This window comes from Photobacterium obscurum, assembly GCF_026191635.1.
Classification (GTDB): Bacteria; Pseudomonadota; Gammaproteobacteria; order Enterobacterales; family Vibrionaceae; genus Photobacterium; species Photobacterium obscurum.
In genome coordinates, this window is record NZ_JAKRRW010000026.1 from 31388 (window position 1) to 45503 (window position 14116).

Sequence of the window (14116 nt, forward strand, 5' to 3'; positions counted from 1 at the left end):
AATCACAACATGAAAGGAAAAACAAAAGTGAAAGCATGGAAAAAACCTAATTACCTCGCCCTATGTATAGTTATTGCCCTTGGCGGATGCGGAAACGAAAGCATTCAAAACACAGATAACCTTACCAATCCAGGTTCTCAACCGGCCACAGATACAGGCACTTCCCCAGACACAGAAGGCAAACAAGGAATTGAAGGTAAGGGGGCGCAGCTTGAGCCCGGTGGATATATGTACTTTTTCGAAAAAGGATTACCACAGGCCATCACGACCTCCTCAACGACACCGCTAACAATCAGCAATGAGCATTTCAAAGATGGGGCGAACTCCCTGAAGTGGACCTATAGCCCCAACAGCCAGCTGACCTTCCACCAGCCGATCAATTACACCGATGACGACAGTGAGATAACCCCTTACACCTTTATGGCGTGGGTCTATAACGAGCAGGCATCGGATAACGTCCTTACCTTCCAGTTTGGCAAAGATAACAGCCCGCAAACCCAGTTTACCTATTCCCTGAACTTCGAAGGCTGGCGAGGAATTTCCGTTCCGTTCAGAGATATGGATGGTACTCCGACAGCGGGCATGAACCGGTTGACTGTTAACGCACCAGAGTTGGCAGGCACACTGCTTTTTGACCAGGTCATGATGGCTGTCCCTGTTGACAACCGCTGGCCGACACCGGATTACCAGCAGCCATTCGTCAACCCCAGTGTCGTCGATATGGCAAGCAAGAACTGGACGGCATTACTGATGTACGATCAAATGCTGCGAGAGGGCAATCCAAGCTTTAATTTCGATGCCGCCTTCGATGATAGCCAGGGAGATACCGCTCCCCTGTACCGCCAGTTCGATCAGCACCTTGCAGTCAATACGCAGGCAACCATCACACAGGCAAAAATCGATGCCAACCTGACGAAATACGCCCCGTTTAATATCTCTTATAATGCCGATGGCTCATCAACCGGGAGTCCGCTTGATCATCCCAAACGTCATAACTTCATGAAAGCTGGTATTGTCAGTGATGAGACGCTGACCATGCTGACTGATACCATGTCAATCCGAACGCTAGGCAAAACGATGCTGGAAACAGCCAAATTCCTGCGTAGCCAGTCACTTTCTGAGGCCAATCGCGCTGCACTGGAAACAGCCTTTATCGATGCCACCCGGTATGCCCTTGAGCAAGGCTGGGAAGGCGGATCCGGGTTCCAGATCATTACACATGTCGGCTACCAGACCCGCGAGTTCTTCAATGCGATGTTTATCGCCCGACAACTGCTCGCGGACAATCAGCTGCTCGAGCCGATACAGCAGTCTATGATGTGGTTCAACGCCACAGGCCGAATCTATGAATCCGACGCTCAAATCAACTCATCCAATGTCGATATCCTAAATACCCAGCTGCAATGGATGATTAAGAGCTTCCTGCTGTTGCCGGATCAAACAGAACGCGACACCATGCTGCGCCAACTGCAGTCCTGGCTCAGCAAAACCCTGCTGGCATCAGACGGATTAGGCGGCGGCTTCAAACCGGATGGCAGCGTCTTCCACCACTCGCAACATTACCCTGCCTACGGCAAAGATGCCTTTAACGGACTTTCCGGCGCGGTATTCGGCTTAAGTAACAGCCCTTATCAAATTTCACAGGCAGCCCATGAGCGAATCAAAGACGTCTTGCTCAAGATGCGTATTTACACCAAGGAAACCCATACACCTATTGTCTTGAGTGGCCGTCATCCCGATGGCAAGCAGAAGATTTCACCGACACCGTTTCAGTGGCTGGCACTTAGCGGCTCGCCGGATGGCACCGAGTCGGTCGATACCGAGCTAGCTGCTGCCTACGCCAACCTGCGTCATCTCCCATCATATAAAGGCGTAACGGCCGAGGCCGAACCTACCGGTGTATGGGCCATGAACTATGCCTCCATGGCGATAGCCAGAGGAGAGAGTCCAACTGAGCCAAGCCAATCCTGGCTAGCGACAGCCCGGGGCTTTAGCCGCTACCTGGTTGGTAATGAAACCTATCAGGCAAATAACCTGTATGGCCGCTACCTGCAGTATGGGCAGCTCGAAATTACCCCTTCGGACTTTTCAAAGCGGGCCTTCAGTCATGATGGCTGGGACTGGAACCGTTATCCCGGCACAACGACCGTTCATCTGCCGAACAGCGAACTGCGAACGGTGCTCAATCAACTGCCAGGAGCGGGCATCGAAGAAATGTTGCTGTCGACCGAAAGCTATTCGGGGGCCAACACCTTAGACAGCAACAGTGCGATGTTTGCCATAAAGTTACACGGTCACAAAAAGTATGCTCAGCAAAGCCTGCGCGCCAATAAATCGTATTTCATGTTTGGCAATAACATCGTTGCACTTGGTTCAGGGATCCAAAATGCCGATAACCAACATAGCACCGAAACCACCTTGTTCCAGTACAGCGTCCCTGCTCTTGAGGCGGTCGAAATTAACAGCTATACCGTCAACACACTGGGAACCGAAATGGCCCTTCCGGGCGAAACGACGCTTCTTGATCCGGCTGGTAACCGTTACTTCGTAACAGATACGGCAAATGAACTGGTTCGATTTAGCTACCAAACCCAAGCGTCCAACGACGAGGATGATGGCAAGCCAACATCTGGCCAGTTTGCCACCGCAGTAATTGATCACGGCAAAGCCCCTGCCGACGGTCGCTATGAATATGCCATCAAAATTGAAGCGCAAGATGAAACTAAACCTGTCTATACCGTACTCCAGCAGGACAACAAGGTACACGCGGTTCGCAGTGAAGGCGGTGTCGAGGCCTACGCCTTCTTTGAACCCGCTACCCTTGACGCTTCCAACTGGGTAATGGCATCCGAGACAACCTCGCAGATCATGGTCAAGGCCAATGCCGCAGCAGATCAGCTCTCGCTCAGCGTCGTCAATCCCGATCTGGCGCTCTATGATGGCCAAGATCCAGAGCAGGTCGATGCCAACGGCGAACAGATAGAAGTCAGTATCTATAGCCGCCCTTGGCGCTTCGACCTGTCACAGCCGATGAATAACCAATTTACGCTTAAAGGCGAATGGAAGTTGGAAGGTAACCGTTCACAGGTGACAACTTCGCAGGTGACCACCAAGGTTGAAAGCGGCAATACCCAGGTCACGGTCATAACCGTAGATGCCATACCGCAAGCATTTAACCTGACTAAGTCGTGATCTAACTGATTACTTAGGTACAGAAAGAGAAAAGGAGCCAATCGCAAGAGCGGCTCCTTTTATTTGGCGCCAGGGCGCCACACACACAACAATAGGGTAGCGATAGCTGGCATATTTGCTCAATCGGCCAGCTTGACCAATACTTTTTCTAGCCGTCGGCTAACGAATAACATCGTATCATCAGGAAGGAAAAACTATGTTGTTTCCGGAAGATATGACACGTCTGACTTGGATTGTTTCCAAAGAACGCCTGGCCGCCTGCCTCCAACTGCTGTCTGAAACGGAATTCTTCCAACCGATCGATCGCCATTCGCTGGGAGAGAGGGAAGATCTCCAGCCATTACAACTTTTGCTCCAGGCCAAGCAACGCTATCAGCGTTTTCGTGCCGCAGAGCAGTTACTCGAAGACCTTCCGGAGAAGCCTCTGCTCAGCTATGAGATAGGAACATTGTCCGGTTCAACCTCTCTTCCCCAAGGTGCGGTTCAGATCGATGCCGAGCTTTTTCTCTGGGTGGGAGGCAACCCACCAGCCGATCTAAAATCCTCTCCCCCTCCACCCGACCAGCCGCCGCTAGCACTCTCTGGACAACCACTAACCGAACAACAGTGCCAGCTGCTTTTTGCCACGGCAGGCCAGATCGGCCACGTCGAGGATTGGACCATTATCGATGGCTGGATCCCCAGGACAAAAACAGAAGAATTCAGTGTTCTCTTACAGCATGAGTGCATCGTCTTGACCCCAGCAGAGGATAGCGGTCTTTCCCTTGCCCGAGTCCCCAGCTTGTTTCACCGACCCAAGATCCTGGAGGGGTTTGCGGATCTGATACAGCTTTACGGGATCACCGGATATCGTGAAATTGATCCGACACCGCTACTGAGCATCAGCTTTACGCTCATGTTCGGGATGATGTTTGCCGACCTGGGACAGGGGATGCTCCTTGCCCTGCTGGGATTCTGGCTATTTAGTCAACGGTGGCCGAGTTCAAACTCGACATTAAGGCGCAATGCCGGGTTGCTGTTGATGCCGATTGGACTCTCAGCAGCCATTTTCGGGATCCTGTTCGGCAGCTTATTCGCCCGCGAAGACTGGATCCCCGCCCTTATTTTTCACCCTATGGACGAGGTATATGTTTCGCTAGCCATCAGCGTCACCTTCGGCATCTGCGTACTTTGCATAAGCATGTCCATCGGTTTGCTTAACGCTTGGTTGAGCGGGCTCCTCAAAGAACGCCTGTGGGACAACTTTGGCCTCATCGGTCTGCTGTTTTACCTTGCCCTTGTCGGCTTAATTGTTGGGTTTTGGGCGCAGTGGCCTGGAATTCAACTCCTCTGCCTGAGCCTGGTTTCTGCCGGATTGCTCGCCATGGCCATACGCAACTTCAACCGGCAGGAACAGGAATCGCTCGGGTTACGCCTCTTTGCAACGCTCATAGAAACCTACGATTTTGCGATCAAATTTGTGGTTCATACCCTCTCCTTCGTCCGTTTAGCCGCCTTTACTTTTGCGCATATCGCTCTCTCGATGGCCCTCGTTATTATTGTGGAGCTGTTATCCGGCCACACCTGGCTGGCCTGGAGCGTCTTTGTGATCGGCAACATTCTGATCACCGTCATCGAAGGGATCCTGGTCTGTATTCAGGTGATTCGCCTGCACTTTTACGAATTGTTTACTAAATTTATCTCAGGAGGCGGCATTCCGTTCGTGCCCCTCAGACTTTCCGTGGAGCACTTTGATGAGTACGCCGATATCAGTCAGTAAATGGGTTTGGGGGCTTTGCGCGACTGCAGGCTCTTTAATTATCCTCTCCAGCCTGCTGCTGTATTTCATGCCCAAAGCGGCAGCGGAATCCCCTCAGGAAGCCGCCAAAATACTCCCTCACTGGGGCAATTACATGGCAGCGGCGGTAGCGACGGGGCTATCTAGTATCGGAGCCGGTATTGCCGTCAGTCAGGTCGGCGCAGCAGGGGTGGCGGCGATCTCAGAAAAACCGGAGCTTTTTGGACGGGTGATAGTGATTCTGGGACTGGCCGAGGGGATCGCCATCTATGGCCTGATCATCTCCATCATCATTATTGCAGCCCTGTAGCAATGGAACTGCGTACTAAGGGAACAGAAGAGGAACAGTTGCTGTTTCAACTGCTCGGCATTGCCACCAGAGAAGGCAATGAGCCTTGCGGACTGCTTGTTGGCGTAGACGAACCACCTCCCGAAGAGACCGACCGGATACCGTACCTGAGACTACCTGATCCCGCCCATCCCTCACGCGAGACTGAACAACTGAGCAAGTTGCTAGGCCGTGCCATTGGCCTAGGGGAGGTTCGCCTGTGACGCCTAATACCCTGGAGAACCTGTACGAGGAGTTGGAACAAAAACTCCAACAGCGACTGAATGAAATTGAGCAGGATTACCGCTCCCGAGCAGAACAACTCGAACAGGAACAACAACGCGTCTACCACGCCAGGACCAGCCGTCTACGACAGAGCCATACTAATCGGCTGCGGCAACTTCGCCTCAAATCGACCCGTGACACACAAACCCGTCAGCAGCAACGCCTCTGGCGCTGCCATCAGAACTGTATCGACGAAATTATGACAGACACTCGCCATCTGCTGGCGCAGCAACCACCAGACCATAACTACCTAAAGGCCTGGATAGCGCAGGCATTACCACGGCTGGATCCCGCCTTAAAATGGCACCTCAAGCTATCTCCCCAGTGGTCAGAGGGTATCGACCCGGAGCGAGTCGCCCTGAAGTGCGCCTCTATATCACCAACTCCGATATTAGGCGGAGCAATTATTGAAAATAAAGAGATGCATATCGAAATAGACGGCTCCTGGGACCAGCGGCTGGAAAGGCTGCTCCCTGAGCTCTGGCAAAGGTGGCTTGAAGATGTCAGCTCAAACGATCCGGATTAGTGGCCCCGTTGTCATCTGTGACCATCCCGAGCAATTCGCAATGGGCGACCGTGTTGCCGTTGGCGATGTTGGCTTGATCGGAGAGGTCATCCGCCTGACCCCCACTGAATGCTTTCTTCAAGTCTACGAGGATACCACCGAGCTCAAAATCGGCGAACCGGTCACCGGCAGTGGGTCATCACTGGCGGTAGAGTTGGGGCCCGGCCTGTTATCCACCATATATGACGGTATCCAGCGCCCACTGACCCTGATCCGAGAGCAGCTTGGGCCATCTATCCACCAGGGCGCGGAAGCACCAGCGTTGAGCCGAACACGGACCTGGCCATTCGAACCTAAGCAGGAGACAGGAGCCGAACTCAGCGGCGGAACCATCATAGGCCTGGTGCGGGAAACACCCACCATCAACCACAAAATCCTGCTGCCTCCCGGGCTATCTGGCCAACTGGTTCATATTGCAGAACCAAGCGAATACACTCTGGAGGACACCATCGCGCGGATCCGCAGTGCCGACGGACAGGAACACCCAGTTTACCTTTATCATCGCTGGCCCGTACGCATCAAACGTCCGGTGCATCACCGCCTGACACCGGACCAGCCGCTCATTACCGGACAACGCATTATCGACACCCTCTTCCCCCTCGCCAAAGGAGGCACTGCGGCCATGCCGGGAGGATTCGGCACCGGTAAGACAGTGACCCAACAAAACCTTGCCAAATGGTGCGACGCTGACATCATCATCTACATCGGCTGCGGTGAACGAGGCAACGAGATAACCGGTGTACTCGAAGACTTCCCCAAGCTGCGCGATCCCAGGACTGACCGCCCCTTGATCGAGCGCACCGTCATGATAGCCAACACCTCCAACATGCCCGTAGCGGCCAGAGAAGCATCCATCTACACCGGCATTACGATTGCGGAATATTTCCGGGACCAGGGGCTGGACGTAGCCCTGATGGCCGATTCAACCTCCCGTTGGGCAGAAGCACTAAGAGAGATTTCAGGCCGGCTGGAAGAGATGCCGGCAGAAGAGGGCTTTCCCGCCTATCTGCCGAGTCGTACTGCCGAATTTTATGAACGAGCGGGAAGAGTTCGTACCCTGGCCAATGAAACCGGCTCCGTGACCGCCATCGGTGCAGTCTCCCCCCCGGGGGGCGATTTCTCCGAGCCTGTCACCCTGCATACCCAGCGTTTTGTGAAGGCTTACTGGATGCTAGACAAAAACCTGGCCTACGCCCGCTTCTTCCCGGCAATTCACCCCTTGGAGTCATACTCTGAATTTGATGAGGAGCTCGCTCCGTGGTGGGAAAAGATCTCTCCCGACTGGCAGCAGGAGCGCGATGAACTGCTCGGCCTGTTGCTTACCGCAGACAAGTTAAAGGGTATTGTCAGGATCCTAGGCGAGGAAGGGCTGTCCGATCAACAGCGAAAGACCCTGATGGCGGAGCGTGTGGTCAAGGAGGGTTTCCTGCAGCAGTCTGCCTTCAGTGCCAAAGATCGTTTTGCGTCACCAGAAAAACAAGCCTGCCTGCTAAGGGTGATCATCAGGCAGATTCGCGACCTGCTCGAAGATACAACGCCAGCCCGGGACGCGTTTGCCAAATTCAAACTTAATGAACTGATCCGGCTTAAGGATGAACTGGGGTCGGATGAAACGAAAGAAATCCTGAAATGGCAGCGCACACCATGAAAGACCCAATCATCTACACGCAGCTGGAACAGATTGAAGGCCCCCTGATTGCCCTGGTGGCGACACTGCCCGGGATCGGTTTTGGCGAAGCGGTTCAGGTAGCCGATCGGGAAGGACGGATCCGCCATGGCCGAGTGGCGCAACTGGATGGTGACAAAGTGACGATCGAAGTGTTCCAGGGCACAACAGGGCTGGCCAAGGGGTCACAACGTATCCGCTTTCTCGGTCATCCAATTACCTTAACGGTCAGTGAATCCATCATTGGTCGACGCCTTAACGGCATAGGAGCTCCCATCGACGGGGGGCCACCTTTGACCGGAACCGCACTGAATATCAACGGCAGCCCGCTCAACCCAACGGCACGGGCGTATCCCCATGATTTTATCCAGACAGGTATCTCCGGTATCGATGCCATGAATGCCCTGGTTCGGGGTCAAAAGCTACCGATCTTCTCCTCATCAGGGCTGCCCCATGACCAGCTGGCCATCCAGATTGCTCAGCAGGCCAGGATCCGTCCGGACCTAAGCAAAAGTACTGCGGGCGAAAAAGACAGTGAAGAATTGGTAGTGGTGTTTGCGGCTATCGGCGTCAAACATGATGTGGCCGTACGATTTGCCGAAGAGATATCCGGGCGTACGGTCTCTTTCCTGAACCTGGCAGACGATCCAGTCATGGAGCGGTTGCTGACACCTCGGGTAGCCCTGACTGCAGCCGAATATCTGGCGTTTGAGCTGGGCCTGCATGTGCTGGTCATACTCACCGACATGACAGTATACGGCGAAGCATTGCGGGAAATTGCTACGGCACGGGGCGACATCCCGTCCCGAAAGGGCTATCCCGGTTACCTTTACAGTGATCTCGCCACGATTTTCGAGCGTGCCGGACGCATCAAGGGCAAGCCCGGCTCCATTACCCAGATCCCGATCCTGACCATGCCCAACAATGATATCACCCATCCGATCCCGGACCTGACAGGCTACATCACCGAGGGGCAGATTGTGCTCTCCCGCGACCTGTTTCGTCAGCGCGTCTTTCCTCCGATCAACCTGCCGCCCTCCTTATCCCGGCTCATGGCCGACGGTATTGGTCAGGGGTTAACCCGCAGTGACCATCAACCTCTGATGGAACAACTCTATGCAGCCTATGCCCGTGCCGAAGAGGTTCGCATGATGACCCGCATCGTGGGTGAAGGGGATCTGTCAACTGTCGACAGATGCTACCTTGAATTCGGTCAGTGTCTGGAGCGGTCATTTATTGCACAGGATCTCACCGAAGATCGCAGCATTGAAGAAAGCCTCGATATCGGCTGGCGTGCATTGGGCTGTCTGCCCAGAGAAGAGCTGACTCGGTTAAGCGCTACGATGCTCGAAACCTATGGGTCCCTTTTGGATGAAGGACTGGATCCGGGCCTTGAAAGGGAGAAAGACTGATGCCACTCACTGTTCACCGGCCGGCCACCAAGGCAGAACTGGTCAGCATCAAGACTGAGCTGAAGATTGCGCGGGAAGGTCTGGATCTGCTGGAGCGCAAACGCGATATGCTGATGGCGGAGGGCCTTAAACAGCTCAGGCAGGCCAAAACACTCAGGCAGCAGGTCACCCAAGCCTGGGCGGTGATCCAGAATCACTGGCAGGATACGCTTGAACATGAATCGTTCCAGACCCTGAAGCGGTTAGCCGACGCGGTGGAACAACCCGCTCCTTTGCAAGACAACAGCCATCGCTGGATGTCGGTCGAACTGGCGGAGCTCTCTCTAGCGAAGCCTGCACCCAAGCTGCTGGGATCGATTACTCAGGTCGGGATCCGCCCTGAACAGGTACGCGGGAAGCTAGGGGAGCTGATGCCCGAACTGGCGAAATTGATGACGCTGGAGACCAATATCCGCCGTATCGCAGCCGCCTTAAAACAGACTCACCGCCAGGTAAATGCGTTAAACCAAGTCATTATTCCCGAGCTGACCCGGGAGAAAAATCGCATCGAACAGCAACTTGAGGAGAAGGAAAGGGAAGCAATTTTTCAAATCAAGCGATTAAAGGCCCGCCTGTTATGAAACAAAACGAACTTGAAAACTTTGTAGCTAAATTGACGGAAGCAGAACGGGCGGCAGCCGAGCAGATCCGCCAGGCAGAAGCAGCCGCCGAGCAACAACTGAGCGACAAGCGTAAACAGCTGGAGCATGAGCACCAGGAACAGTTAACCGCACTGATACAGACATTCGAGCGGGAGAAACAGGACTGCCTGGAGGAATTAGCTAACGAACAACAGCGGCTTGAGCAGGAAACATCTGACCAAATAGAACGACTTCAGCAGCGCCATGCCGCTCAGCGAGCTGCACTGGTACGCTGGCTAGTCGAACGGATAACGCAACCATGAAAGCGGCGCTCTGGACCAAGCTGAAGTGCGCCGGCCCCCTACAGGACTTCGATAACGAATTGCAGCGTTTCCTCTACTGGCTGGATCCGCGGCTACGTCCCCTGGTGGTCAAGGGGCGCAAGTGGCAGCAGCGCTACCGTCAGGCTTCCGGGGTGGAGGCACATCTGGATATCGAGCGACAAGCGTTACAAGATCTGCGACACCTATCGCTCAACATACCGGAGCAACCGCTGATCGATGAATTCCTGTCGCGGGTCGAATATGCTCATAGCCGCAGTTTAGCGGCGCGACAAGCCGCCCTCAGTGGTAAAAACATCGACCTGAACCTGGATGATGAACTGATCGATGCCCTGCTGATCTGGCTGGCAACCCGCACTAAACACCGTGAAACGGCTGCCTGGCTGTCGCGGATGTTGCGGGCCTGGAGGCCAGAAAGAAACTAAGCTAATACACCTTAATTATTCAGTTTGTTATTACCCTAAATTCACAGATTTGATAAATAAAAACTTTTCACAGGGATTAAACCTTAATTTCTGTTCTAACCAAATATGCTCAACGAATGGAATAAGAAGGTTATCCTTTATTTTATTTCACAATATACAACGGTAATTCACTATTTTAGTGGGAATACTCTAATCGAAATTCTTATCCTGTAAATACACTGAAAATCAAGATTAGCAATTTTTATATTACAAAGAGGGAGTACGATTATGAGCACTGTTAAATCGGCTGCAGAAACTATCGTCAAAGATGAAAAACTACATAACATCTGGTTAGCAGGTCTGGGAGCATATGCAAAGAGCACCGGAGAAGTAAGTCAGTTATCAGACAAAGGCAAAAGCTTGTTTAATGAATTGGTTGAACGTGGACGTTCTGTTGAATCAGAAGTGAAAGAACGGGTACATACTGAACGCACCCACACATCTGTTGCAATTGAAGAGCGTGTACACAATTTGCTACAAAGTTGTGTTGGTATCGACAATGAGCGATTAGATCATATGGATGACAAAATCGATCTACTTGCAGAAAACATTGAAGCGCTATTAGCGAGTCGACAAGAAAAGGCAAAGCCAGAAGCGTAATAAGTATCGACGAAGGATGAGTTCGATAAATTAACAAACGCCGGGAAATGGATTTTGTATGAGTGATAAAAAGATACCGGCTAAGGTTTACCGGTTGATAAAAAAACTTCTTAAGAAGCATAAGAAAAAAAACAATCACGATTAAACATAAACCTCACAAGCTGTATCAATACAAAGGCTGCACAAGCAGCCTTTTTATTGATTTGTGAATAAGCATTTAATGTTAATCGTCACAATAAACGTTCATTCTAAATTACGTAACAAAGAGCAGCACCTGTCTCTTGTGCAATAATGAATCAGCCGTAGTGCCCGCAAGCCACACTGAAAAGCACCTTATTTGACTCTGTATAGCTTTCCCCTGTTACAATATCTGTCGCCAGGTTCGGGTAATACGCGCCAATTTTCCTGGACGCCGTCCAGTACAAACCAAACGGATAGCCATGCATTGGCCAGCCTGAGTCTGTAAAGTCACTACGCTCAAACTGAATCGCTGCAGGTAATCGTCGGCCAATACTGCTACACAAATCATCGGCAGTCGTGATGATGTTATCGTATGGATTTTCTCTTGTATCTTCATCATCCTCATACTTATACATCAGGGATGGATAGTCGCCCTGTTGCTCTTGCCTATATTTTGTTGAATACATTGGAGCCAAAGTGAACTGGAAATAATCCAGCTCAGCCGATGTTATTGGCCGATTGATATAAGAAGTATAAGAACGGAATTCATGTTTAATTGCCAAAACGGGCGCAATGCGACGATGGGTATCGACTCGCTCCAATAGCTCCCCTCCCACAAGTTGCTGTTTTTTATATTCATCAGCGAATATTGGAAACAGCGTGTCTATCCCTTGTCTTGATGGATAGATAGAATCCATCGTGCCGACAACACGGCAAGTGGTTTCCCAACGACGCGCACGGTCGTTCACACAGAAGATCAAGAAGTGATGGACGTAATCTCTGGCGCTGTGGGATGCCTCCTGTAACTGATAAGTGAGTCCTTCATTCATCCCTGGCGCGAGATACCCAGGACCGTCGGCATCGATATTAAACACTTCAGTATCAGATAGGTACCAGCCTATTTCCAACTGCTCGGAAAAACCAGCCAGCTGCGCATTCACCTCACCTTTGTAATTAAGCAATCCGGTGAAACTAATTCGTGGTAACTGCTGCTCCTCAGTACAAGTGCTCTGCTCTCCCGCAACGCTACACAGACGTAAAAGATGCCCTTCATCCTGGCTGGTAACAGTATAGGTGCAGTTCGGTTCTGTGGGGGTCACTATGCACTGACTGACGCCACGCTGGTCAATTTGCCACTCTAATCCGACTTGATATTCGGGCTGGGTGACAAGGTTGCCAGAGACCATTTGCCCTCTCAGAGGAGTAGGCCCGGCCAGATCCAAAACGAAAGTTGGCTCAGGTAGCTGCATTTCCTTAGTCTGCGCCGGTTCAGGCTGCAAAGTAGATTGAACGACGGGAGTGTGTGTATTCTCAGTAACCTGTACTGACTGCGCCGCCTCATTTGGCTCTGATTCTAATTCTGGATCTTGTTCTGGATCTTGTTCTGGCTCTTGCTCTGATTGTGGAGATAAGTGAACAGCAGGAACAAGAGGCTCAACCGCAGTTTGAACCTCATCATTAGTTTCAGGTTGCGGAGCCACTTGAGTAGGAGAAGCTACCGCCGTTGAAGGGGATTTCGTATTATCCGAAGAGTCATTACCCGACCCGCCACCACACGCAAATAACATGGTAGAAGTGAGTACAACAACAAAACGTTTCATAATGTTTTCAATAATAAAAATGAATGAAAAAAACGCTAGGGTGTATCCCTAGCGTTATGAATTGCAGGTATACGAATCTGCCATAGCAAACAAAAAGCTATGGTTTGTTTAGGATCCCAAAAAGTAGCTAAAAAAGTGGTTATCAATGGGGTCTCACGGGGAACGTGAGAACGGCTAAACTTGCCAACATTGCACAAGTAGCGTTGATATCGCTTATGTGGATTCTGTTTTAGAGCAAATACGTAACTGCTGAATGAATAATACGGCGTTCATTTCATTCACTCAAACAATATTTTTCATTCAATTAATAAAAACATTTTATCGATATTTTCATTAAGCTCGATAAACAACCAAACATTCAACTTTCTGTTCAAAAAGCAGTCCAAGCTATAATTACGTTTGCAGCTAAATTCAAAAAAACAAAGGCCACTCGTGTTCACAGCAAGTTATGAGCTAAGACATATACCCTTATGTAATACCAGGCTTAATCCCGCCCTTGCACAACGAAAGCTGCCGGGGCTTTTTTATCGCGATACAGACGATATAGCGTAACGGCATTCATGCTCGCACCACAGGCTTCAAGCAACGAACCGCCTATCGAACCCAAGGCGATATTATTACCTAACCAAAGCAGTGATCCGGTTAGCAAACCTAATCGAAGCTTTATACCATCGAGCATAAACAGTGAGTAAGTACCCACGCATATACCCGTCACCCCAAGTGCCTCACTCGGACGCTGAATAGAGAAAAAACCGGCAACACTAAATAGCATGAAAACCATCATCACCCATCGGGATCGGACCTTTATGGTGATTAAATTTCTGACCATCGAAACAGCGACGCAGAAAGCTGACGAGAAAGAATGTAGCAAGAGAAAGTGGATTGCATTCACCAGACACAATACCGCCATCCACAATTTCAGCTTGGTATCTTGTTTCTGGTAAAACGCATACAAGCCGATCGCGAAACTTATAAAACCAAGGAATTGTGCGAGCAAATAAGTAGATTGTTCGGACATAATTTATTGGTCCTCTTATACCAATCTAGGGTGTGCCCCTCAATTATGAAAAAATCAGCCTCTATTT

13 protein-coding genes are annotated in these 14116 nt (G+C 51.2%); 11 read left to right on the forward strand and 2 right to left on the reverse strand.

Translation table 11 applies throughout. The features are described 5' to 3' along the window. Window positions 1–27: 27 nt before the first annotated feature. From MD588_RS22430 to MD588_RS22480, 11 genes are all read left to right on the forward strand, one after another. Window positions 28–3192, forward strand: a complete 3165-nt coding sequence (locus MD588_RS22430) for a chondroitinase family polysaccharide lyase (protein ID WP_265700005.1) — start codon at window positions 28–30, stop codon at window positions 3190–3192. Between the two features lie 196 nt (window positions 3193–3388). Further along, window positions 3389–4951, forward strand: coding sequence for a V-type ATPase 116kDa subunit family protein (locus tag MD588_RS22435; RefSeq protein ID WP_265700006.1), 1563 nt, complete (start codon window positions 3389–3391; stop codon window positions 4949–4951). After that, on the forward strand, window positions 4926–5279 hold the full coding sequence (locus MD588_RS22440) for an ATP synthase subunit C (RefSeq protein ID WP_265700007.1): 354 nt from the start codon (window positions 4926–4928) through the stop codon (window positions 5277–5279). Before MD588_RS22435 ends, MD588_RS22440 begins: the two co-directional genes overlap by 26 nt. A 2-nt stretch (window positions 5280–5281) precedes the next feature. Further along, entirely contained in the window at window positions 5282–5521 is a 240-nt protein-coding gene (locus MD588_RS22445) for a hypothetical protein (protein ID WP_265700009.1), read from the forward strand. Beyond that, on the forward strand, window positions 5518–6108 hold the full coding sequence (locus MD588_RS22450; RefSeq protein WP_265700011.1) for a hypothetical protein: 591 nt from the start codon (window positions 5518–5520) through the stop codon (window positions 6106–6108). Before MD588_RS22445 ends, MD588_RS22450 begins: the two co-directional genes overlap by 4 nt. Further along, a complete protein-coding gene (locus MD588_RS22455) occupies window positions 6083–7795 on the forward strand; it encodes a V-type ATP synthase subunit A (protein WP_265700013.1) in 1713 nt (570 codons plus the stop codon). The genes MD588_RS22450 and MD588_RS22455 overlap by 26 nt, the downstream gene beginning before the upstream one ends. After that, a complete protein-coding gene (locus MD588_RS22460; RefSeq protein WP_265700014.1) occupies window positions 7777–9225 on the forward strand; it encodes a V-type ATP synthase subunit B in 1449 nt (482 codons plus the stop codon). The genes MD588_RS22455 and MD588_RS22460 overlap by 19 nt, the downstream gene beginning before the upstream one ends. Beyond that, window positions 9225–9845, forward strand: a complete 621-nt coding sequence (locus MD588_RS22465; RefSeq protein WP_265700015.1) for a V-type ATP synthase subunit D — start codon at window positions 9225–9227, stop codon at window positions 9843–9845. Before MD588_RS22460 ends, MD588_RS22465 begins: the two co-directional genes overlap by 1 nt. Continuing rightward, window positions 9842–10168, forward strand: coding sequence for a hypothetical protein (locus tag MD588_RS22470; RefSeq protein ID WP_265700017.1), 327 nt, complete (start codon window positions 9842–9844; stop codon window positions 10166–10168). The genes MD588_RS22465 and MD588_RS22470 overlap by 4 nt, the downstream gene beginning before the upstream one ends. Next, window positions 10165–10611 carry a hypothetical protein gene (locus MD588_RS22475; protein WP_265700019.1) on the forward strand — a complete coding sequence of 149 codons (447 nt, stop codon included), beginning with the start codon at window positions 10165–10167 and terminating at the stop codon, window positions 10609–10611. Before MD588_RS22470 ends, MD588_RS22475 begins: the two co-directional genes overlap by 4 nt. A gap of 267 nt (window positions 10612–10878) precedes the next feature. Further along, window positions 10879–11250, forward strand: coding sequence for a phasin-related domain-containing protein (locus MD588_RS22480; protein WP_265700020.1), 372 nt, complete (start codon window positions 10879–10881; stop codon window positions 11248–11250). A gap of 296 nt (window positions 11251–11546) precedes the next feature. On the opposite strand, the gene MD588_RS22485 is transcribed toward MD588_RS22480, so the two are convergent. Together MD588_RS22485 and MD588_RS22490 are read right to left on the reverse strand one after the other, a co-directional pair. Then, window positions 11547–13031 carry a hypothetical protein gene (locus tag MD588_RS22485; protein WP_265700022.1) on the reverse strand — a complete coding sequence of 495 codons (1485 nt, stop codon included), beginning with the start codon at window positions 13029–13031 and terminating at the stop codon, window positions 11547–11549. Between the two features lie 484 nt (window positions 13032–13515). After that, entirely contained in the window at window positions 13516–14049 is a 534-nt protein-coding gene (locus MD588_RS22490; protein WP_265700025.1) for a YgjV family protein, read from the reverse strand. Between the last annotated feature and the right edge of the window lie 67 nt (window positions 14050–14116).

What these genes read in the sequence shown, in the direction of transcription:
- MD588_RS22435 (WP_265700006.1), top strand. Translation starts at nt 3,389, where the DNA reads ATGTTGTTTCCGGAAGATATGACACGTCTGACTTGGATTGTTTCCAAA.
- MD588_RS22440 (WP_265700007.1), top strand. Translation starts at nt 4,926, where the DNA reads ATGAGTACGCCGATATCAGTCAGTAAATGGGTTTGGGGGCTTTGCGCG.
- MD588_RS22445 (WP_265700009.1), top strand. Translation starts at nt 5,282, where the DNA reads ATGGAACTGCGTACTAAGGGAACAGAAGAGGAACAGTTGCTGTTTCAA.
- MD588_RS22455 (WP_265700013.1), top strand. Translation starts at nt 6,083, where the DNA reads ATGTCAGCTCAAACGATCCGGATTAGTGGCCCCGTTGTCATCTGTGAC.
- MD588_RS22460 (WP_265700014.1), top strand. Translation starts at nt 7,777, where the DNA reads ATGGCAGCGCACACCATGAAAGACCCAATCATCTACACGCAGCTGGAA.
- MD588_RS22465 (WP_265700015.1), top strand. Translation starts at nt 9,225, where the DNA reads ATGCCACTCACTGTTCACCGGCCGGCCACCAAGGCAGAACTGGTCAGC.
- MD588_RS22470 (WP_265700017.1), top strand. Translation starts at nt 9,842, where the DNA reads ATGAAACAAAACGAACTTGAAAACTTTGTAGCTAAATTGACGGAAGCA.
- MD588_RS22475 (WP_265700019.1), top strand. Translation starts at nt 10,165, where the DNA reads ATGAAAGCGGCGCTCTGGACCAAGCTGAAGTGCGCCGGCCCCCTACAG.
- MD588_RS22480 (WP_265700020.1), top strand. Translation starts at nt 10,879, where the DNA reads ATGAGCACTGTTAAATCGGCTGCAGAAACTATCGTCAAAGATGAAAAA.
- MD588_RS22485 (WP_265700022.1), bottom strand. Translation starts at nt 13,031, where the DNA reads ATGAAACGTTTTGTTGTTGTACTCACTTCTACCATGTTATTTGCGTGT.
- MD588_RS22490 (WP_265700025.1), bottom strand. Translation starts at nt 14,049, where the DNA reads ATGTCCGAACAATCTACTTATTTGCTCGCACAATTCCTTGGTTTTATA.